We start from the raw sequence: 20,074 nt of genomic DNA, 5'->3' as shown, positions 1-20,074 counted from the left end.
TCGACAAAGGCGCCCCGGGGCGCCTTTTTCATGGTCAGGCCGCCAGCACCTTGCTGATCTCCTGGATGGAGAGCTTGTACTGACGGGGGCACTGGCGCCAGATCGCCAGCATGCGCTGGTACTTGTCGCGCATGGCGATGTCGCTGGAGAGCTCGTCGCAAGGGCAGGGCAGTTCGGGGAAACGCTTGTCCACCTCCAGCAGGAAGCAGACATAGTCCGCCAGCTCCCGCTCCTGACTGCGGCTGTAGCCGTTGAAGGCCAGACGGCTTTCATTCACCTCGGCCCGGGCGCCGGCATCCAGATTGCCCCAGGAGATGGCCAGCGCGTGGTGCATCTCCAGGGTGTCTATCACCTCCTGGCAGGTGGCGAGATCCAGGTGGCCGAAGCTCTTCTCCAGCTCGAGGATCTGCAGGCAGTAGCCGCGCTCGACTATGGTGCTGGCCCGCTGGTAAAACGCCGCCTTCTCCGGATTGAGTTTGGCCAGGATCTCGTACTGGTTGCTCAGGATCAGGCGTTCGGTGTGGCTCATGTTCATGGGCTTTCTCACTGGAAAATGAAACTGGGGTCACGTTAACCCATATCCAGGATGAATTTTTTGATCTGGCAGGGGAGGTTGGCGAGAAAATGGAGGGGGAGACATGCTGGCAAGCCGTCCTGGATGGCCACCCGATGCCGCGCCGAGACGGGCAGGGCCCGCGATGGCGGGCCCTGCTGCAGCGTCGAGGTGACGGCGTTACCCCTTGACGAGGTCGAGCACCACCTGATGGTGATCGCTGGTCTTGAACTTGTCGAAGCGATGGGCCACCTTGCCCTCCTCGTCGATAAGGAAGCTCAGGCGGTGGATGCCGTCATACTCCTTGCCCATGAACTTCTTCGGGCCCCAGACGCCGAACGCATCGGCCACCGCGTGATCCTCATCGGCCAGCAGGCGGAAGTTGAGGCTGTCGCGCTCCTCGAACTTCTTCAGGCGCTTGGCGCTGTCCGGGCTGATGCCGAGCACCACCACGTTCAGAGCCGCCAGTTCGGCGTTGACATCGCGCAGGCCGCAGGCCTGGGTGGTGCAGCCCGGGGTCATCGCCTTGGGGTAGAAGTAGACGAGCACCTTCTTGCCGCGCAAATCGGCGAGGCGCACCTGGTTGCCATCCTGGTCGGAGAGGGAAAAATCGGGGGCCTGGGTACCAGCTTCTAGTGGTGACATGGGGTCTCCAAACGCCATCAGGCGTACTTGTGATTGACGATGAATTCGAAGGACTCTGCGCCCAGCTCGCGACAGAAGCCGGCGAAGGCGGCCTTGGAGCCACTCTCTTCTCCCTGCTTGGAAAGATTCAACTGGAAGTTTGCCTTGAGCAGGTTGAACGGCTGTTGTTCCAGGGTCATGGTCTGCATGGCCTGGATGTCCCAGCCGTGATCGCTGAAGAACTGGGTACACTGGCTTACGATGCCGGGCTGATCCCGGATCAGCACCTCTGCGCTGGCGCTGATGTCATATTGCAGCGACTGGTGGCGCTCGGTGCGCTTCATCATGGTGATGAGATCCCACTCCTGACTGCGCAGGGGGAGGCTGATTTCAAGCTGCATCAGGCTGTTCCAGTCACCGGACAGCAGCATGATGAAGGTGAATTCGTTGCCGAAAATGCCAAGACGGCTGTCGACAATGTTGCAACCGCAGCCACTGACGTGACGGGTCACCTCATTGACGATGCCAGGCCTGTCCGTGCCGATGGCCGTTACGACCAGGTAGTGAGTCATAAATCGTCTCTCGTCCATTATTGCGAATGCGGTGACAGCGGGCGCCGCTGACGGGCATGGCGCCCTGCTTCGGGCCCTGTCCTACCCTGGTGCATCCATACGTTTTGTGGCGGATGGTAACACGGCTTGTCCCTTGCCTCCCTTGTTTTTCAAAAGGGGCAGCTTTACCATTACGCCCCTGAAAATCGGGAGAATTATCCATGTTACGCGGTAGTATTGTTGCGCTCGTTACCCCCATGCTGGCCTCGGGTGACATCGATTGGAGCAGTCTGGCTGAGCTGGTCGAGTATCATGTGGATGCCGGCACCAGCGCCATCGTCGCGGTGGGCACCACGGGGGAGTCGGTCACCCTGAGCGAGCAGGAACATATCGCCGTCGTCGAAAAAACGGTGGAATATGCCGCAGGGCGCATCCCGGTCATCGCGGGGTGCGGCTCCAACAACACGGCGCACGCCATCGCCCTCTCCCGGCGTCTCGCCAGCACCGGCGTGGTGGCGGGTCTCTCGGTCACCCCCTATTACAACAAACCCACCCAGGAAGGCCTCTATCGTCACTATTGTGCGATCGCCGAGGCTAGTGGTCTGCCTCAAATTCTCTATAATGTGCCCGGTCGCACCTGCTGTGACCTCAAACCGGAGACGGTGGCCCGTCTGGCCAAGGTGCCCGGCATTATCGGTTTGAAAGAGGCAACCGGCGATCTCGGCCGCACCCCGCTGCTGCGCGAGCTGTGCGGGCCGGATTTTGCGCTTTATAGTGGCGATGACGCCAGCGGATGTGATTTCATGCTGCAAGGGGGTGATGGTGTCATTTCGGTCACCACCAATATTGCGGCGCCCCAGATGGCCGACATGTGTCGTGCTGCGCTGGCCGGAGATGCCGGACGGGCGCATGACATCAACAATCGATTGATGCCGTTGCATCAGACTCTGTTCTGTGAACCGAGTCCCATCCCGGTGAAGTGGGCCTGTGCCCGGCTGGGACTGATGGCGACGGCGACCTTGCGCCTGCCCCTGACCGACCTCACCCCAGAGGGAGAGCAGGCGATGGCGCGAGCACTGACGACTGCGGAGTTGATGGCGAGTGTTTAAAGCAAATGGAAAGGGAAATGCAGGGCGCCTGGTGCTGAGTGTCGCGACGGTTGCCGTGCTGGCAGCCTGCAGCTCACCCCAGGATCGCAAGATGGCCAACCGTGGCTTCGAGTATGAAGAGAGCCGCCTCGAAGGCCGTGCCTTCCTTGTGCCCGCCGGGTTGAGTACCCCCGCCTTTAACAACGGTTTCGACATTCCGGCCCTGCCAGAGAGCAGCCGCGAGGGCGCCATCGGCGCCAAGGTGGATGTGCGTCCGCCCGCCCAGCTGCTGACCGTGGTCCCGGGCAGCCAGGTGGTGGCCAACGCCGAGGAGCCGACCATCGCCTTCTATGCCCTGAGCACCAGCCAGAGCGTGGAGCGCGACACCTGGGCCTTCCTGATGAACTTCCTGGCCGAGCACAAGGTGACCACCGAGAAGCTGGATCAGCAGGCCGGGGTATTGCAGACCGGCTGGTTTGACAACACCGCAGTGCTCGATGGCTGGGCGGAAGAAGACGATGACTTCAAGATCCGTCAGCGTTACCAGTTCGTCTTGAAGAATGATGTGCAGCGCCACGCCACCATGATGTCGGTCCGGGTGCTGGAGCACGAAGAGACCATCGACGGCGAGACCAGCACGGCGCTGACGCCGGCCGATGCCCAGCGCTACGCGACCCGTGCCCTGAACCAGTTCTCCCTCTATTACGACAAGCAGCTCAAGGCCCGCGAGCAGCACAAGTCCAGCGATGGCATGGGGCTGGAACTGGGGCTGGACAACAACGAGCTGAGCGCCTGGATTGCCGAGGGGTCGTTTGACCAAGTCTGGCGCCGCCTCAACCAGGTGCTGCCGGCCTACGGCTTCACCATCAAGGACACCCAGCAGTCCCTGGGCTGGATCGACGTGGAGTACGACGAGCCGGATGCCGAATTCTGGAAGGCCAAGGGGGCCGAGCCGTTCAAGCTGGAGGAAGAGCAGTACCGCTTCCAGCTCGGCGAGATGGCGGGAGGCAAGACCTCCATCACCCTGTTTGACAAGGACAAAAAGCCTGTCTCATCCGGCGTCATTTCCCAGATGTACATCAGCCTGTCCGAGGCATTCGCCAAGGGTCTGGCTGACCAAGCTGCAAAAACAGAATAGAAACAGGGGCCTCGTGCCCCTGTTTTGTTATGCCCGACCCGCCGCTGCCCCTGTCGGCCCGGCAGCACGGGTGTCTGGCGAGCTGAATCCCCACAGACAGGGGCCTGTGCGCCTGTCCAACTAGTCCCACAACAGGAAGTGTTATTAGCCATGAGTCTTGCAGATCAAGTATTGGCGGTGAACGACGATTTGCCGATCCGTACCGATAAACCTGTCCATTCCGGCAAAGTGCGCAGCGTCTACTGGTTGACCCCGGCAGACAGTGCCCGGCTCATCAGAGAGAAAGGCTATGATGTGCCGGCCGACACGCCGCTCGCCCTCATGGTGATCAGTGATCGCATCTCGGCCTTCGACTGCATCTGGCAAGGGGTGGACGGCCTGAACGGCGTCCCCGGCAAGGGGGCGGCGCTCAACGCCATCTCCAGCCACTGGTTCAAGTTGTTCAAGGAGAAGGGGCTGGCGGACAGCCACATCCTGGACATCCCGCACCCCTTCGTCTGGATAGTGCAAAAAGCCCGTCCCGTGATGATCGAGGCCATCGCCCGTCAATACATCACTGGCTCCATGTGGCGTGCCTACAAGGACGGCGAGCGCGAGTTCTGCGGCATCACCTTGCCGGAAGGGCTGAAGAAGGATCAGAAGCTGCCTGAGATCCTCATCACCCCGTCCACCAAGGGGATCCTCAAGGGGCTGGACGGCGTGCCGGAGGCGGATGACGTCAATGTCTCCCGCGACGACATCGCGCGCCACCATCAGGCCTTCGGCTTCCGCTCCGCGGCGGACATCGACCGCTACGAGACGCTGCTCAAGGAAGGCTTCAACGTCATCAGCGAGGCGCTGGCCGCGCTGGATCAGGTCTTCGTCGACACCAAGTTCGAGTTCGGTTACGTGACCGACGCCGCCGGCCGCGAGAAGCTCATCTACATGGATGAGGTCGGCACCCCCGACAGCTCCCGCATCTGGGACGGTGCCGCCCTGCGCCGTGGCGAGATCGTCGAGAAGTCCAAAGAGGGCTTCCGCCAGTGGCTGCTGAACCACTTCCCGGATCCGGACATCCTGCTCAACAAGAACCGCATGCCTGAGCGTTTCGCCCTGGCCCGGGACAACAAGCTGCCCACCGAGGTGATGATGGACATCTCCCACACCTATGTGGGGATCGCCGAGAAGATCATCGGCCAACCGTTGGTACGCAGCGCCAACCCGAAGCAGGAGATCATCGAGGTGCTGCGCGAGCAGTACGGTCTGATCGACTGAGGCTGACCGCCTTTTTTTGCCGCCCAGGAACAAACGTTTGCCGGCGGTGAAAACCGCAGACCGACAAAGACGCGGGCCCCATGACGGGGCCCGCTTTTTATTGCTCTGTCTGCCGGGATCAGCCGTTGACCCTGAATACCTGGCCGGTCTGCACCCCCAGCACCGACTTCCTGTAGGCCTGCGCCACCCGGGCGGCGGGTACCGGCACGAAGCCCGGGAAGAAGTCGGCGTACTTGTCCATGGACTCAGCCAGCACGGTGGGGCTCACCACGTTGATGCGAAGTCCTCTGGGCAGCTCGCAGGCGGCCGCCTTCACGAAGTGCTCGATGGCGCCGTTGATGGTGCTGGCGCTCACCCCCCAGTTGATGGGCTCCTCGCTCAGGATGCCGCTGATGAGGGTGATGGAGCCCCGATCGCTCAGGTGGGGGATGGCGGCCCGGGTCAGGTTGATCTGGCCCATCAGCTTGCTCTGGAGCCCCAGCTGCCACTGCTCGTCGCTCATCTCGGTCAGGGCGTTGAAGGCGACGCTGCCGCTGGCGACCACCAGGGCGTCGAAGGGCCCGATCTGGGCGAACAGCGCCTCGATGGAGGCCTTGTGCCGCATGTCGACCCTGGCGTCCCCCCGGCTATGGCCGACCCGGATCACCTGGTGGTCCTGGGCGAGCAGGTCGCTGACGGCGGAACCTATGGTGCCGGAGGCACCCACGATCACGATTTTCATCTTGGTCACTCCTGTTTGGGATATTGATGATTCTAGTCGTCTCCGACAGGAGAAAAAGCGCTTATGATGAACCCATTGTTTCCGTTTTGGAGCTAATGAATGAACATCGCCCATCTGGCCAGTTTCTACGAGGTGGTGCTGCGGGGCAGTTTCTCCGCCGCCGCCGATGCCCTGGGGGTGAGCAAGGGGATGCTGAGCCGCCACGTCGGCGCCCTGGAATCGTCCCTCAACGCCCAGCTGCTGCAGCGCACGACCCGCCGCCTCAGTCTGACCGAGGCGGGCAAGACCCTCTATCAGCAGGCGGGGGAGATCTTCGCCCTGGCCCTCCAGGCGGAGCAGGACATCCAGGCCCTGACCGAGGAGGACAGCGGCCGGCTGAGGTTCACCTGCCCGGTCAGCACGGGAGACCGCATGGTGAGCGAGCTGCTCGCCCACTTTGCCGAGCTCTGTCCCGGTGTCCAGGTGGAGCTCAACTTCACCAACGCCACGATCGACATGAGCCAGGGGGAGCATGACATCGCCCTGCGGGCCATGAGCCAGATCCCCGACAACCTGGTGGCGCTGCCCCTCGGGCGATTGAAGGACGTGGTGGTGGCCAGCCCAACCCTGCTGGCCCGGGAGGGGAGCCCCGCCACCCCCTATGAGCTGGGGGGGCGCCCCTGCCTGCTGCAGGGCCACAACCCGGCCTGGGAGCAGTGGCATTTTCGCAGGGGAGAGGAGGAGGCGCACATCCTGGTGCAGGGCAGGGTGCGGGCCAATCACTACAGCACAGTGCTGCAGCTGGCCAGAGCTGGCATGGGCTTTGCCAAGTGCCCGCTGATGCTGGTGGAGGCCAGCCTGGCCAGGGGAGAGCTGGTGGCCGTGCTGGACGAGTGGCAAACGGGGCTGCATCCGCTGCACGTGCTGCACGCCCAGCAGCGGCGGGTGCCGCGCAAGATCCGGCTGTTCAAGCAGGTGCTGGCCCAGTGGTTCGCCGAGCGGCCCCATTATCTGCTGCGGTGAGCCAGAGTCCCGTTATTTTTCTGTCATCTGGGGCTGCTACCCTGCCCCATCATCGCGAACGCAAGAGAGGCAGGGAATGAAGGGTCATCAGGGTTGGGTCGGAGTCATGTCGTTGTGTGCCGGCTTGTTGTGTGCCGGCTCGGTGCAGGCCGAGGTCAGGGTCGAGGTGCCCCGGGATTTCCAGATCTTGGCGGTGAGCGCCGGCAAGGTGCAGGACGAGCAGCACGCCCTGCTGGCGGACGGGGAGCAGCAACTGCTGGTGCGTTATGAGGGGGTGATCCCGAGCCGCAGCAGCAGCGACAACGATCGCCTGGTTCGCTCCGAGCCCCAGGTGATCCGCTATGAGGCCCGCGGGCAGTCGGTCCGCCTGCAGGCCGCCGTACCCACCGATGAGGCAGGCATGGAGCGTTATGCCAAGGCGCCCACCCTGAGCCTGCTGGCGGGAGGGCAGCCCCTCGAGGTGCGGCAGGAGCCGCTGGTGGTGCAGGGGATGCAGATCGGCATGGACTGGCATGCCAGGCTGGCGGAATACAACCGCGGCGCCGGACAGGCGGTGCTGGCGGCCGGTGCGGTGGCGGCCACGGCTGCGGCGACGCCGGCTCAGGCCCTTCCCGCCAGCGAGCTGGAGGGGCAGTTGCAGCAACTCTTCCTGAAGGCGGACCCCGAACTTCGCAAGCGCTTCATCGGCTGGGCCGTGCCCCGTCTTTAAGTTTGTCCCTGGTTGCAGTAACGTGGGCACTCTCATCTCCCGAGTGCCCAAGTTGACCAGCGAGGCCCCCATGTTCGAATTGCATCCCCGCCTGCAGGCGGATACCCGAATTCTCGGGGATCTGCCCCTGTGCCGCGTCCTGCTTGCCAAAGACAGCCAGTATCCCTGGCTGATCCTGGTGCCCAGGGTCGCCAACCTGCGGGAGATCCACCACCTGCTCCCCGAACAGCAGCAACAGCTGATGCAGGAGTCCTGCGCCGTCGCCACCCTGATGGAGCAGGTGCTGCGCCCGGACAAGATCAACGTGGCGGCGCTCGGCAACTTGGTGCCCCAGCTGCATCTGCATCACGTGGCCCGTTTCAGCTCCGATGCCGCCTGGCCCGGCCCCATCTGGGGAGCCTGTCCCGCCATTCCCCATGAGGCGCAAGCATTGCAAGCGGCGGCTGATAACTGGCGTGCCCGCTTGGCCACCCTGGATGGATTCCAGCCCTGGCTGACTGATAATCCAGTCAAGTGAGAGGTGGCTCGCGCTTTGCGCACAGGGATAGCGCAATCTGTTAGCGTCTCGCGCCCGTGCGTGATGACATGGGCGCTGAGACAGACCCGTCTATTTTTTTCGATCAGCAGGAAGGTTCCATGATAGTGACAAGATCCGAGGATGATGCCGTATTGACCACAGAGGATGTGCTGCTGAGCCTGTGCAATTCGGTGACGAGCGTATTGAGTGCGGCGACCCAGACCCAGGTGCGCTTCTCCGGCATGGTGCAACGGATCAGCAAGACCTGCCTCAAGCCGGACATCGGCTGCTTCGTGCTGTTTGACGGCGGCTTCTCCGGGCTGGTGGTGATCAACTTCTCCGCCGCCGCGGCCATGGAGCTCTACGAGCGCTACATGCTGAGCATGGGGCTCTCCAAGGAGGATCTCGCCATCTCCCACACCTCGGACGAGGTGAGCAACGTCATGGGCGAGCTGATGAACCAGATCGTCGGCAGCTTCACCACCAAGGTGGGGCGCGAGTTGCAGACCCACATCACCCAGAACCAGCCCAAGATGCTGGCCCTGAACAAGCAGGTGATGCTGAGCGTCGATACCAACCTGGACAACCCCGAGACCCGCAGGGTCACCTTCTTCACCGCCAGCAACAACATCTTCTATCTGGAGCTGGCCATGGACAAGACGGAGTTCATCCGGATTCATGATGGCGGCGTGCAGGAGGAGGTGGATCCGGACGAGCTGATCGCCCAGGCCAAGCTGGCAGCCAAGCCGGCCCAGGCCATCGCCCCGGCGAGCAACGAGCACGACGATCTGCTGGACTCCCTCGGCATCTGATGGCGACGGGCACCACGAATGAAGAGGCCACCCCCGGGGTGGCCTCCTTGTTTGCGGGGGACCGCGTTAGAAGTTGTAGAGCAGGCCGGTGCTGAAGCGGCTGGCCTGGCTGTCGTAGAAGTCGATGTCGGAGTCGGCGCTGGAATAGGCCAGGGTGAAGGTGGCGGAGAGCGGCTTGACCCCGAACAGGTTGTGCCAGAAGAAGGTGCCGTTGAGGGCGAACTCGCTGGCGTCGGCATGCCGGCCGAACAGGGGGTTCGCCTCGTCATACTTGCGCTTGCCGGCATAGAGGTTGCTCACGATGGACCACTGGGACGCGCGCCTGGCGTAGGTCAGTTGCAGGCCGGTGTTCTTGAAACTCTCGGCGCTGCCATCGAGGTCGGCCTGCCGGTAGAGGAGCGCGGGCTCCAGCAGCTGGTTGTCGGCGAAATGGAACTGGTAGGAGAGCTCCATGGCGTGGACCTTGCCGTTGCGATCCAGCATGGGGGCATACTGGGTGCCGTGGGTCTGGTCGTATTGCTGGCCGCTGCGTTCCTGGTCGAGCTCCACTTCCCGGCTGGTGAGGCTGCCGTAGAAGTTGCTGCCCCAGATCCTGTCCCAGGCGAATCGCACTCCTTTCGACTCGAGATCGGTGGAGCTGCGATCCACCCCGGTGGCGAAGGGATCGCTCCACAGCTCCACCGGCATGACGTTGAACACCAGGGAAGTGGCGACTATGCCCTTGTCGCCCATCTCCTGGCGCAGGCCGAGCTGCTGGGTGAAGTCGAAGCGCACCGCGTCCTGGATCAGGTTGCCGAGGAACACCTGGGTGCGGGTGTCGGCGAAGGTGTAGCGGATGTCGGCGTTGATGAGCGGGCTCAGGCCGCTCTCGCTGTCAGGGGAGCCGAGATCCTGGATGCGGCTGTCGCTGTCATCGCCGGCGTAGAAGTTGGACTTGTGGCTGCCGACATTGACCCCGCCCAGCAGGAAACCGGACCAGCCGGATTGGCGGGGGATCTCCCCCAGATCGGCGTGGGCGACGTTGGCGACCAGCAGGCCAAGACTCAACAGAACATGATTGCGCATCGGGAGTGCTCCTGACATAACGGATGACATGGGTGGCAGCGGGGTCCGGCCTGGTTGGCTGAACCGGAGCTGACTGACTCATGGCAGGCATGCTACCCCAGCCGGAGTGTGACGTTAATCAATAATTTAAGATGCGGCGGGCAAGAGTTCAGGGCGCCGTACTGGTATTCTGTTTGCGCAATCGAGAGGGGAAAGCAACGAGATGAAGCAGATCAAATCCTGGGCGCAATATTACGTCGACCTGATGACCAAGCTGGGACTGGTGCGCTTCAGCATGTTCCTGGCGACCGCCATCATAGTGCTGGCGGTCTCCATCCAGATGGGGGTGACCCTGTTTCTGCGCGGCACGGTGGACGTTGTCGACCTGGTGCGTTCGGTCTTCTTCGGTCTGCTGGTAACCCCCTGGGCCGTCTACTTCCTCTCCATCGTGGTGGATCAGCTGGAGGACTCCCGTCAGCGGCTGACCCGCATGGTGCGCAAGCTGCAGGACATGCGCGAGCGGGACCTCGAGCTCAACAGCCAGCTGCAGGAGAACATCAGCCGCCTCAACGCCCAGATCGCCGAGACCAACCGGGCCGAGACCCTGCGCCAGCAAGCCATAGAGGATCTGGAGAACGAGGTGTTCCAGCGGGAGAAGGCCCAGCTGCACCTGGGGGAGCGCACCGCCCTGCTGCGCTCCTTCATCGACTGCTCGCCGGATCTGGTCTACTACCGCAACGAGGACGAGCAGTTCTCCGGCTGCAACCGGGCCATGGAGGAGCTGACCGGCAAGGTGGAGGCGGAGCTCATCGGGCTGACCCCGTTCGACGTCTACAAGCACGACATCGCCAGCAAGGTGGTGGAGACCGACAAGCAGGTCTTCGCCAGCAACGAGCCGCTCACCTATGAGCAGTGGCTGGAGTACCCGGACGGCCGCAAGGCCTACTTCGAGCTGCGCAAGGTGCCTTTCTTCGATCGCTTCGGCAAGCGCCTCGGCCTGCTCGGCTTTGGCCGCGACATCACAGAGCGCAAGCAGTACCAGGACAAGCTGGAGAAGGCGAGCCGGGACAAGACCACCTTCATCTCCACCATCAGCCACGAGCTGCGCACCCCCCTCAACGGCATAGTGGGATTGAGCCGGATGCTGATGGACACGCCGCTGGATGCGAAACAGCAACAGCAGCTCAAGACCATCCACCTGAGCGCGGTGACGCTCGGCAACATCTTCAACGACATCATCGATCTCGACAAGCTCGACCGGCGCCGGCTGGAAATCGCGCCGGCCCCCCTGGATCTGCCCGCCTTCCTCGATGAGCTGGAGACGCTGTCGCGCATCCAGGCGGAGCAGAAGGGGCTCTATCTGCACTTCGACCGGGATGGCGACATGCCGCAATTCGTGATGGCGGACGGCACCCGGTTGCGCCAGGTGCTGTGGAACCTGGTGGGCAACGCGGTCAAGTTCACCGACGAGGGGGGGGTGACCATACGCTGCCTCGCCCACGCCGCCGAGGTGCCGGGCAAGCTGGCGCTGCACTTCGAGGTGGAGGACACCGGGGTGGGCATCCCGCGCGCCCAGCAGGAGAAGATCTTCGCCATGTACTATCAGGTGCAGGGCAAGAAGCACGCCACCGGCACCGGCATCGGCCTCGCGGTCTCCCGCCAGCTGGTGCAGGCCATGGGGGGGCAGCTCTATGTGGACAGCGATCCGGGCGAAGGCGCCTGCTTCACCGCCGAGCTGGAGGTGGAGTGCGTCGAGCCCCAGGCAGCGGCCGCGGAGCCGGAGATGCCCTCCCTCGACATCCTGCTGGTGGAGGATGTGGAGCTCAACGTGACCGTGGCCTGCGCCCTGCTGAACAAGCTCGGCCATCAGGTCAAGGTGGCGCGGGACGGCGCCCAGGCGCTGGCCATGGCCAATCCCGATGACTTCGACCTCATCCTGCTCGACATCCAGCTGCCGGACATGACCGGATTCGACGTGGCGGAGCAGCTGCTGGCGCGCTACGGCGACAGCCTGCCCCCCATGGTGGCACTCACCGCCAACGCCACCGGGGATCGTCAGTACTACCGGGATCACGGCATGCAGGACGTGATCAACAAGCCGCTCGGCTCCAGGGCGGTGCGGGAGGTGATAGGCCACCTGTTTGCGGATCTCGCCGACGACGAGGCGGACGAGCAGGACGATGCCCACCACCAGGATGCGCTGCTGGACCTGCCCTTCCTCACCGATTACGCCAGCACGGTCGGCAAACCGGTGCTGATCTCCAGCGTGGATCTGTTCGAGAAGATGATGCCGGACTACATGGCGGTGCTCGACTCCAACATGATTGCCCGGGATCAGGCCGGCGTGGTGGAGGAGGCGCACAAGATAAAAGGGGCGGCGGGCTCCATCGGCCTGCGCCGGCTGCAGCAGACGGCCCAGCTGATCCAGAGCCCGGATCACCCGGCCTGGTGGGAGAATGTGGAAGACTGGATTGAGACGCTGCGCCGGGAATACCCGGGCGACATCGCCCGCCTGCGGCGCTGGTTGCTGTCGTGAGGCGGGCAAAAAAACCGGGCAAGGAGCCACAAGATGTATAGCCGTTTGATTACCCCGGAGCGGATCCACCCCTGGGGCGATGACGACCTGCTGGAGGCGACCGAGCAGGATCGCGCCCGCATCGTGCAGGCGGCACCGGTGCGCCGGCTGCAGCAGAAGACCCAGGTCTTCCCCCTCGACGTGAAGGCCTCGGTGCGCAGCCGCCTCACCCACTCCCTGGAGGTGCAGGAGACCGGCCGCCAGATCAGCCGGCGCATCCTGGCGGCCCTGCCCTCGGGGTCGGTTTGCGAGGGGGCCTTCATCAATCTGGTGGAGATGTCCTGCCTGCTGCACGACGTCGGCAACCCGCCGTTTGGCCACTTCGGGGAGCAGGTGATGAGCCAGTGGCTGGCGCAGGAGCTGGACAGTCTCTTTGCCCGAGCCCACGACCAGTTGCCGAGTGCCCAGTGGGCAACGCTTCGCCAGGATCTGCTGGTGTTTGACGGCAACGCCCAGAGCCTGCGGCTGGTGCACAGCCTGCACGAGCTGAACCTCACCCTGGGCCAGCTGGCGGCCCTGTGCAAATACCCGCAGCAACCCCAACCCGGGCTGCACAGCCCCCAGGGCTATGGCCAGCATCACGGCTGGGCCAGCAAACGCGGCATCTTCTTCAGCGAGCAGCCCCTCTACCGGGCCCTGGGCGAGAGTCTGGGGCTGGCGCCGGGATGCCGCCATCCGCTGGTCTACATCATGGAGGCGGCGGACGACATCTCCTACTGCATCGCCGATCTGGAGGATGCGCTGGACAGGCGCATCCTCACCCAGGGCGAGCTGCTGGCGGCGCTGAGGGCAGCGGATGAGAGCGACTACATGACCACCCTGCTCGATGAGGCCCTCGCCTCTGGCCGCGGCTTCTTCCCCCATTTCCGCCATCGGCTGACCCGGGATCTGGTGGCGCTGGCTGCCCACACCTATGTGAGCGAGCACGACGAGATCCTGAGCGGTGCCTACCCCAGGGCGCTGCTGCACGGCCAGGCCCCGGCGGCCAGGGTGCTGGATGTGCTCAAACAAGTCGCGAAGGCGCAGGTGTTTATGCGCCCCGAGGTGGAGGAGCTGGAGCTGGAGGGCTATGCCGCCCTGCGCGGCGTGCTCTCCACCTATGCCTGCCTGCTGGCCCTGCCCGCCAGCCAGTTCGAGCGGCTGCTGGCCGGCGACGGCGGGAGCGAGCTCTTCTTCGCCCGCCGCCTGTATCACAGGCTCTCCGCCCGCCACCTCAAGGCGTACCGGCTGGCGGTGGCGAGCCGGGATCCGCGCTTTCACGAGGGGGCCGAGCAGGAGTGGTACTACCGGGTGCGGCTGCTGCTCGACTATGTGAGCGGCATGACGGATACCTATGCGCTGGAGGAGTTCCGGCTGCTGTCCGGGATATGAGGGGGCCTCGCCCGGACGGCCCCCCACCCATATGGGTGGGGGAGAGATTGCGTAAAATTCGGTGTTTTTTTACACTGTGGCAACTTGTTCAACTTTCACACGGTAAGGAGACGAATATGCAACATTCCATGTTCAACGTTGCGTTCGATCGCTGCTCTGGCAGCGCGAAGACTCGTGCTCTTTATTCGCCGCGTGGAGGGAACAGGTAACACCTGCTTTTCCATCACCCGCGGTTGTCCCGCAGGGTGATCACCTCTCTCCGGGGGAACCGCACGTTCAACTGGAGAATATCATGTCTATCGAACTCACCCTGCTGCGCCACGTCGAGACCCTGGTTCAAAAACGGATCACCCGGCTGGAGCGTCGCGTCAGCTATCTGCATCTCTCCCCGGCCCTGCTCAAAGACATCGGGCTGGAGGGGCAAAACGTGCAGGTCGCCCACATCCGTGAGCGGGAGTTTCAAACCGGTTTCCGGCTCGGGAATCGAATAACCTGAGGGGAGGGGCCCGGCCCCCGACCCCGCGGATGGCAGGCCTGGGCCTGCCATTTTTCTTTTCTGCCGTGAATGGCCTCAAATTATGTGTCGCACACAGGGCCAAACACTCTATGATCCCCCTCCAGTCTGTAAGGGAGCTGATTATGTTCTGCCGCTGCTGTCGCCTCATCCTGTTGTGCTGGTTGACCTGCTGGAGCCTGGTGGCGACGGCCCATTCGTCGCAGCTGGACGCAAGCGCCTTCACGCCGGCGGAGCAGGCCTGGCTCGCAACCCACCACGAGCTGGTGATCGGCATGCCGGCGACGGCCTGGCCCCCTTATGTCTATACCGATGGCCGTGGCAACTTCACCGGCCCCCTGAATGAGTTCGCCTCCCAGATTGCAGGCAGGCTGGGGCTGGGGGTGCGCTACCGGGCCTATGCCAACAATGCGGGGCTCCAGCAGGCCTTGATGGACGGCGAGGTCGACATGCTGATCGGCGTGGCGCCTAGCCCGACCCGCACACTGCGGATGCGGTTCACCTCCGAGCTGATGGCGCTGCCTCGCGCCATCCTGCTGACGGGAGGGCGGGAGAGCCTCTCCCTGGAGGAGGCCTACGGCGTGCGCTGGGTCTGTGTCTTCGGCGTCAGCGCCTGCGACGAGTTGCAGCGCCTCGGCATCTCGAATCTGGTCACGGTCGACAGCCGGGACGAGGCGGTCTTCCTGCTCAAGGAGGGAAAGGCGGACGCCTATCTGGCCGAGTTGCCCATGCTGAGCCGTCTGCAGGTCATGGCGGGCATGACGCTGGTCACGGTGGACTGGATGAGGGATACCTCCCTCGCCATGGCGGTCGCGCCGGAGGGAGACGTCCTGCAGGGATTGCTGGAGCGGGCCCTCGACGACATCTCTGCACTGGAGCGGCGCAGCATCCTGGAGGCGGGAGGCATCCTGGATTACGCCCTGGTCAAAGGAAACAGGGAGATCGTCTTCAGCCCGCAGGAGCAGGCGTGGTTGCAGGCGCACCCGGTGATCCGGTACGGGGTCGCCCCCAACTGGCCCGGCATGAGCGAGATCGACGAGCGGGGGCGTCTCAAGGGGTTCATTGCCGAGCTGCTGGCGATGATGAGTCAGCGTGCCGGGCTCCAGTTTACCCTGGTGCCGACCGAAAGCTGGACCCAGAGCCTGGCGCTGTTCCAGGCCCGCAAGCTGGATCTCATCCCGGCCATGACGCCGACCGCTGAGCGTCAGCAGTTTGCCCGCTTCACCCCCAATTATGCCTCCCTCAACCGGGTGGTTGTGGCCAGGAAGGGGATGGAAGAGTTGACCAGCCCCAAGGATTTGAAAGGGCACCCCGTGGGCATGGTGGGGGGCTCGGTGGAAAAAATGCTGCTGACCGAGGTGGGGGCCGTCTCCGTCCCGGTGGCCAGCGATCCCGAGCTGCTGCCGCTGCTGGATCGGCAACAGGTCGACTATGTGCTGATGGGGATGACCACCCTGGAGCAGTCGTTGAAGAAGGGATTCAGCGATCGCTATCAGGTGGTGTATTCCGGCAACGATCTGCGGGTGCCCGTCGCCATGGCGACCCAGCGGCAGGATCCCATGCTGCAGCAGATCCTGACCAAGGTGCTGCTCGCCATCCCCCCGGAGGAGCTGACCGCCCTGGAGAAGAAGTGGCTCTCCCTGACCATACAGACGGGGCTGGATCCGCAGAAGGTGCTGCTCTGGTCTTCCCTCGGTGGTGGACTCTTCCTGCTCAGCCTCCTGTTGTTCCTGGGGTGGAACCGGACGCTGCGCCGTCAGGTCAGCCAGCGACGGGAGGTGGAGCGGCGGCTCGAGGAGCAGCTTGCGTTCGTCCAGATGATGCTCGACGCCCTGCCAAACCTGGTGGTGCTGACCAACGAGCACTACGAGGTCGCGATGACGAACCGGGCATACCGGCAGATGTTCCTGGGCGGGGAAAACCTGATGGGCTCCTATGAGCGGCTGCTCAAGGATCGGCTGCCGGAGGCGATCCGGGCCCGGGTCGTGGAGGAAGATGCCAGGGTGTGGGAGAGCGGGGAGGAGTTTCATGGCCGTGGTGAGCTCCTGCGCGATGACGGCAGCCTGCACCAGATGATCTACACCAAGCGGCTGTTCGTGGGGCCGGACGGCAAGCGGCTCGGGATCCTGACCGTGCTGACCGATGTGACCGAGCTGGAGCAGGCGCGGTTCGCGGCCCAGGAGGCGCAGACCCGGCTCACCCAGATCACCGACAGCATGCCGGGGCTGGTCTACCAATACCACTGGCTGGGACCGGGCAACGGGCGCTTCCTCTACACCTCGCAGGGGCTGAAGGAGATGGTGGGTTATGACATGGATCCCGTCGGGGAGAAGGTGACCGGGGCCGCCATCCTGGGGTTGACGGGGCAGGCCCATCAGGAGTTCGTGGCCACAGTGGAGCGCCATGCCAGGGTCATGGAGCCGCTGGATCTCGAGGTGGAGATCCAGCGCCAGGGACAATCGGGCTATCTGCAGATCCGGGGGCACTTCGTGCACCAGGAGGGGCTCGAAGGGGTGGTGCTGAACGGGGTGGTGCAGGACATCACCAAGTTGAAGCGTCAGGAGCTGGAGCTGCGCCAGGCCAGGCGGGTGGCGGAGGAGGCGACCCAGGCGCGCAGCCGCTTCCTCGCCACCATGAGCCATGAGCTGCGTACCCCCATCTCCGGCATGCACGGCATGCTGGAGCTGCTGCAGATGAGCGCCCTCGACGACGACCAGCGCTACATGCTGCGCAACATCTCGACCTCCACCAACCACCTGCTCTACTTGGTCAACGATATCCTGGACTTCTCCAAGATGGAGGCGGGGCAGTTGCAGCTGCATCCCCATCGCTGCCGGCTGACCTCGGTGATCTGCGACGTCATCCGGGGGCATGCCGCCCATGCCTATGGCAAGGGGCTCAATGTGACGCTGGCATGGGGGCGGGAGGTGCCGGATCAGGCCAGCATCGATGGGGTGCGGGTGGGGCAGGTTGTCTCCAACCTGCTGAGCAATGCGGTGAAGTTCACCGAGGCGGGAGGGGTGGCCATCCAGGTGGCCTACCAGGATCACAGGCTGACCCTGAGGGTGCGGGACACGGGGATCGGCATCGCGGGGGAGAAGCAGGACAACCTCTTCATCCCGTTCAGGCAGGTGGAGTCAGACATCAACCGGCGCTTCGGCGGGACCGGGCTCGGACTCGCCATCTGTCATCAGCTGACCCAGAAGATGGGGGGCAGCCTGACCCTGGAGAGCGAGCCCGGGGTGGGGACCACGGTGACCTTTGCCATTCCGCTGGTCGACTGCCAGTGGGACGCGCCGCCGCTGGCCGAGCAGGCGTGGTGGTGGTTCGGTGAGGACGAGGCGCTGCCGGCCATGATGGAGCGCTTCGGTGCCCGGCTGCACCGGCTGACGGCCAGCCAGTGGCAGCAGCCCCTCGAGGGCTACCTGCTGGCCCAGGAACGCACGCTGGAGCAGGCCCTGGGCAGCGACTGGCTGGCGCATTTGCAGCGCTCTTCGCTCAAGGGCATAGTACTCTCGCACCATGAGGCGCTGCGCGGACGCATGGGGAGCGACGCCTGGTGGCGACTCGGCCAGTCTCCCCTCTATCCCGACCTGCTGCTGGAGACCTGCCATCAGCTGTCGAGCCAGCGGCCCAGCGAGGCGGCCAGGGTTCAGGGGGAGGCGCTCAGGGGACGGGTGCTGGTGGCGGACGATCACCCCGTCAACCGGGCGCTGCTGACCCGCCAGCTCGCCATCCTGGGGCTCGAGTCCGAGGTGGTGGAGGACGGGGAGCAGGCGCTGCTCGCCTGGCAGGGGCAGGGGTTTGCCCTGCTGCTGACGGACTGCCACATGCCGGTGATGGATGGCTATGCATTGGCACGCTCCTTGCGCGAAGCTGGTGACCAGACGCCCATCATAGGCGTCACCGCCGATACGTCGGAGGAGGCCAGCCAGCAGATGCGGGAGGCGGGCATGAACGATATGCTGTTCAAGCCCTACAGCCTGGATGCGTTGCGCCAGATCCTGGTGCGCTGGCTGCCGGCCCGCGAGCCCCGGCCAATGGCCTCCCGGCAAGCCTGGGTTCAGGTGCCGGGCATAAGCTGGTTGACCCTGTTCGGGGACGAGGAGGTGGCCCGCAGCATGGCTGCCGAATACCTGGAAGCCAATGAGCAGGACAGCGAGGACATGAGGCAGGCCCTGGCCAGGCAGGATAGCCAGGCGCTGGTGGAGACGGCCCATCGCATCAAGGGCGCCGCCCGCATGGTGGGGCAGCAGGCATTGGCAGAGGAGGCCGCCCGGCTGGAGGCGGCGGCCAGGTTGAAGCAGTGGGACAGACTCGACGAGCTGGCCCTGGCAGTACAGGCATTGATGAACGGGATCAGAGGTGAAACGGGGTTATGGCTCGATGAATAGTGCACGGCATGAGTGGGTGATCATGGTGGTGGAAGATCACAACTTCCAGCGCAAGGCCCTGATGCACCAGATCCGCGGGCTTGGCTACCACCACCTGCTGGAGGCCCAGGACGGGGAGGAGGCGCTGGCCCAGTGCCAGCATCACCAGGTGGACATCCTGTTCTGCGATCTGCGCATGCCCGGCATGGATGGCATGGCCCTGCTGCGTCGCCTCTCCCTCGGCGGGTTTCGCGGCGGCATAGTGCTGTGCAGCGCCCTAGAGGATGACGTGGTGGATGCGGTGCTGCGCATGAGCCGGGCCTATGGCCTGCAGGTGCTGGGGCGCATCGACAAGCCCGCCTCCGATCAGCAGATCGCGCAGATGATTGGCGCCTGGCGCCCCCAGCAGGTGCGCAGTCAGGAGGAGGACGGCTTCCAGCTCACCCTGGACGATCTGTGCCGCGCCCTGGAGCAGGATCAGCTGCTGCCCTGGTATCAGCCCAAGGTGAGCTTCGACAACGGGCGCTGGACCGGCATGGAGGCGCTCGCCCGCTGGCAGCACCCCCTCTACGGCCTCATCTCCCCGGCCCGTTTCATTCCGCTGGCGGAACACAACGGGCTCATCGACCCGCTCACCGAGGTGATCATCGGCAAGGCGCTGCGCGATGGTCACCTCTGGGAGCAGACCGGGCTCTCGCTGAACCTGTCGATGAACCTCTCCACCACCTCGCTGATCGAGGGGGATCTGTGCAACACCCTGCTCAGCCACTGCCAGCGCTGGAGCATCAACCCCGAGCTCATCACCCTGGAGGTGACCGAGAGCGCCTTCGTCAAGGATCTCGGCAAGTCGCTGGAGGTGCTGACGCGCCTGCGCATGCACGGCTTTGGCCTCTCCATCGATGACTTCGGCACAGGCTACTCCTCCATGCAGCAGCTCGCCCTGCTGCCCTTCACCGAGTTGAAGCTGGACAGATCCTTCGTCGATCGCTGCTACGAGGATCCCTCCCGCCTTGCCATCATCGAATCCAGCATCGAGCTGGCGCGCAAGCTGGGGTTGAAATCGGTGGCCGAAGGGGTCGAGGACGAGGCCACCTGGCAACTGCTGGCGAGGCTCGGATGCGATCAGTGCCAGGGGTTCTTCTCCGCCCGTCCCATGCCCCGCGAGGAGCTGAGCGTCTGGCATGAGAGCTGGCTGGCACGGCTACCCACGCTGATCAGGCGCTAATTC

Annotated in this window: 17 protein-coding genes; 12 read left to right on the top strand and 5 right to left on the bottom strand. The window is 64.2% G+C overall.

Annotated features, from left to right (window positions below):
- Positions 1-34: 34 nt before the first annotated feature.
- From I6L39_RS02445 to I6L39_RS02435, 3 genes are all read right to left on the bottom strand, one after another.
- The gene (locus tag I6L39_RS02445; protein ID WP_042078288.1) at positions 35-535 is read right to left on the bottom strand and encodes a YfbU family protein; all 501 of its coding nucleotides are present in this window, start codon (positions 533-535) and stop codon (positions 35-37) included.
- Positions 536-733: 198 nt separating this feature from the next.
- Positions 734-1,198 (bottom strand): thioredoxin-dependent thiol peroxidase, encoded by a 465-nt coding sequence (bcp, locus tag I6L39_RS02440; RefSeq protein ID WP_042078289.1) that lies wholly within the window; start codon positions 1,196-1,198, stop codon positions 734-736.
- A gap of 17 nt (positions 1,199-1,215) precedes the next feature.
- Positions 1,216-1,749, bottom strand: coding sequence for a glycine cleavage system protein R (locus tag I6L39_RS02435; protein WP_042078290.1), 534 nt, complete (start codon positions 1,747-1,749; stop codon positions 1,216-1,218).
- 200 nt (positions 1,750-1,949) lie between these two features.
- On the opposite strand from I6L39_RS02435, the gene dapA reads away from it, so the two are divergent.
- The 3 genes from dapA (at position 1,950) to I6L39_RS02420 (ending at position 5,208) form a co-directional block, all read left to right on the top strand.
- Positions 1,950-2,837 carry a 4-hydroxy-tetrahydrodipicolinate synthase gene (dapA, locus tag I6L39_RS02430; RefSeq protein WP_042078292.1) on the top strand — a complete coding sequence of 296 codons (888 nt, stop codon included), beginning with the start codon at positions 1,950-1,952 and terminating at the stop codon, positions 2,835-2,837.
- Complete coding sequence (gene bamC, locus I6L39_RS02425) at positions 2,830-3,954, top strand: outer membrane protein assembly factor BamC (protein WP_042078293.1); 1,125 nt, start codon at positions 2,830-2,832, stop codon at positions 3,952-3,954. Before dapA ends, bamC begins: the two co-directional genes overlap by 8 nt.
- Before the next feature lie 150 nt (positions 3,955-4,104).
- On the top strand, positions 4,105-5,208 hold the full coding sequence (locus I6L39_RS02420) for a phosphoribosylaminoimidazolesuccinocarboxamide synthase (protein ID WP_216990928.1): 1,104 nt from the start codon (positions 4,105-4,107) through the stop codon (positions 5,206-5,208).
- Between the two features lie 118 nt (positions 5,209-5,326).
- Here I6L39_RS02420 and I6L39_RS02415 read toward each other — a convergent pair whose 3' ends face one another.
- Positions 5,327-5,929, bottom strand: coding sequence for a short chain dehydrogenase (locus I6L39_RS02415; RefSeq protein ID WP_216990927.1), 603 nt, complete (start codon positions 5,927-5,929; stop codon positions 5,327-5,329).
- A 99-nt stretch (positions 5,930-6,028) separates the two neighbouring features.
- On the opposite strand from I6L39_RS02415, the gene I6L39_RS02410 reads away from it, so the two are divergent.
- From I6L39_RS02410 to I6L39_RS02395, 4 genes are all read left to right on the top strand, one after another.
- The gene (locus I6L39_RS02410) at positions 6,029-6,931 is read left to right on the top strand and encodes a LysR family transcriptional regulator (RefSeq protein ID WP_216990926.1); all 903 of its coding nucleotides are present in this window, start codon (positions 6,029-6,031) and stop codon (positions 6,929-6,931) included.
- Between the two features lie 76 nt (positions 6,932-7,007).
- Entirely contained in the window at positions 7,008-7,640 is a 633-nt protein-coding gene (locus I6L39_RS02405) for a DUF2057 domain-containing protein (RefSeq protein ID WP_209794619.1), read from the top strand.
- A gap of 70 nt (positions 7,641-7,710) precedes the next feature.
- Positions 7,711-8,157, top strand: coding sequence for an HIT domain-containing protein (locus I6L39_RS02400; protein ID WP_042078340.1), 447 nt, complete (start codon positions 7,711-7,713; stop codon positions 8,155-8,157).
- A 119-nt stretch (positions 8,158-8,276) separates the two neighbouring features.
- A complete protein-coding gene (locus I6L39_RS02395; RefSeq protein ID WP_042078301.1) occupies positions 8,277-8,969 on the top strand; it encodes a DUF3334 family protein in 693 nt (230 codons plus the stop codon).
- Between the two features lie 66 nt (positions 8,970-9,035).
- Here I6L39_RS02395 and I6L39_RS02390 read toward each other — a convergent pair whose 3' ends face one another.
- Complete coding sequence (locus I6L39_RS02390; RefSeq protein ID WP_042078302.1) at positions 9,036-10,034, bottom strand: DUF2860 family protein; 999 nt, start codon at positions 10,032-10,034, stop codon at positions 9,036-9,038.
- 202 nt (positions 10,035-10,236) lie between these two features.
- Between I6L39_RS02390 and arcB the strand changes: the two genes are divergently transcribed.
- From arcB to I6L39_RS02365, 5 genes are all read left to right on the top strand, one after another.
- Positions 10,237-12,549, top strand: coding sequence for an aerobic respiration two-component sensor histidine kinase ArcB (arcB, locus tag I6L39_RS02385; protein ID WP_042078304.1), 2,313 nt, complete (start codon positions 10,237-10,239; stop codon positions 12,547-12,549).
- Between the two features lie 33 nt (positions 12,550-12,582).
- Positions 12,583-13,959 (top strand): dGTPase, encoded by a 1,377-nt coding sequence (dgt, locus tag I6L39_RS02380; protein ID WP_216990925.1) that lies wholly within the window; start codon positions 12,583-12,585, stop codon positions 13,957-13,959.
- Positions 13,960-14,251: 292 nt separating this feature from the next.
- Positions 14,252-14,455 (top strand): hypothetical protein, encoded by a 204-nt coding sequence (locus I6L39_RS02375; RefSeq protein WP_216990924.1) that lies wholly within the window; start codon positions 14,252-14,254, stop codon positions 14,453-14,455.
- A gap of 143 nt (positions 14,456-14,598) precedes the next feature.
- The gene (locus I6L39_RS02370) at positions 14,599-18,867 is read left to right on the top strand and encodes a transporter substrate-binding domain-containing protein (RefSeq protein ID WP_216990923.1); all 4,269 of its coding nucleotides are present in this window, start codon (positions 14,599-14,601) and stop codon (positions 18,865-18,867) included.
- Entirely contained in the window at positions 18,860-20,071 is a 1,212-nt protein-coding gene (locus tag I6L39_RS02365) for an EAL domain-containing protein (protein ID WP_216990922.1), read from the top strand. The genes I6L39_RS02370 and I6L39_RS02365 overlap by 8 nt, the downstream gene beginning before the upstream one ends.
- The last annotated feature ends 3 nt before the right edge of the window (positions 20,072-20,074 follow it).

Source organism: Aeromonas sp. FDAARGOS 1409, from assembly GCF_019048705.1.
Taxonomy (GTDB): Bacteria; Pseudomonadota; Gammaproteobacteria; order Enterobacterales; family Aeromonadaceae; genus Aeromonas; species Aeromonas sanarellii.
Note: the sequence above shows the minus strand (reverse complement) of the source record. Positions and strands in the feature narration are given on the sequence as shown.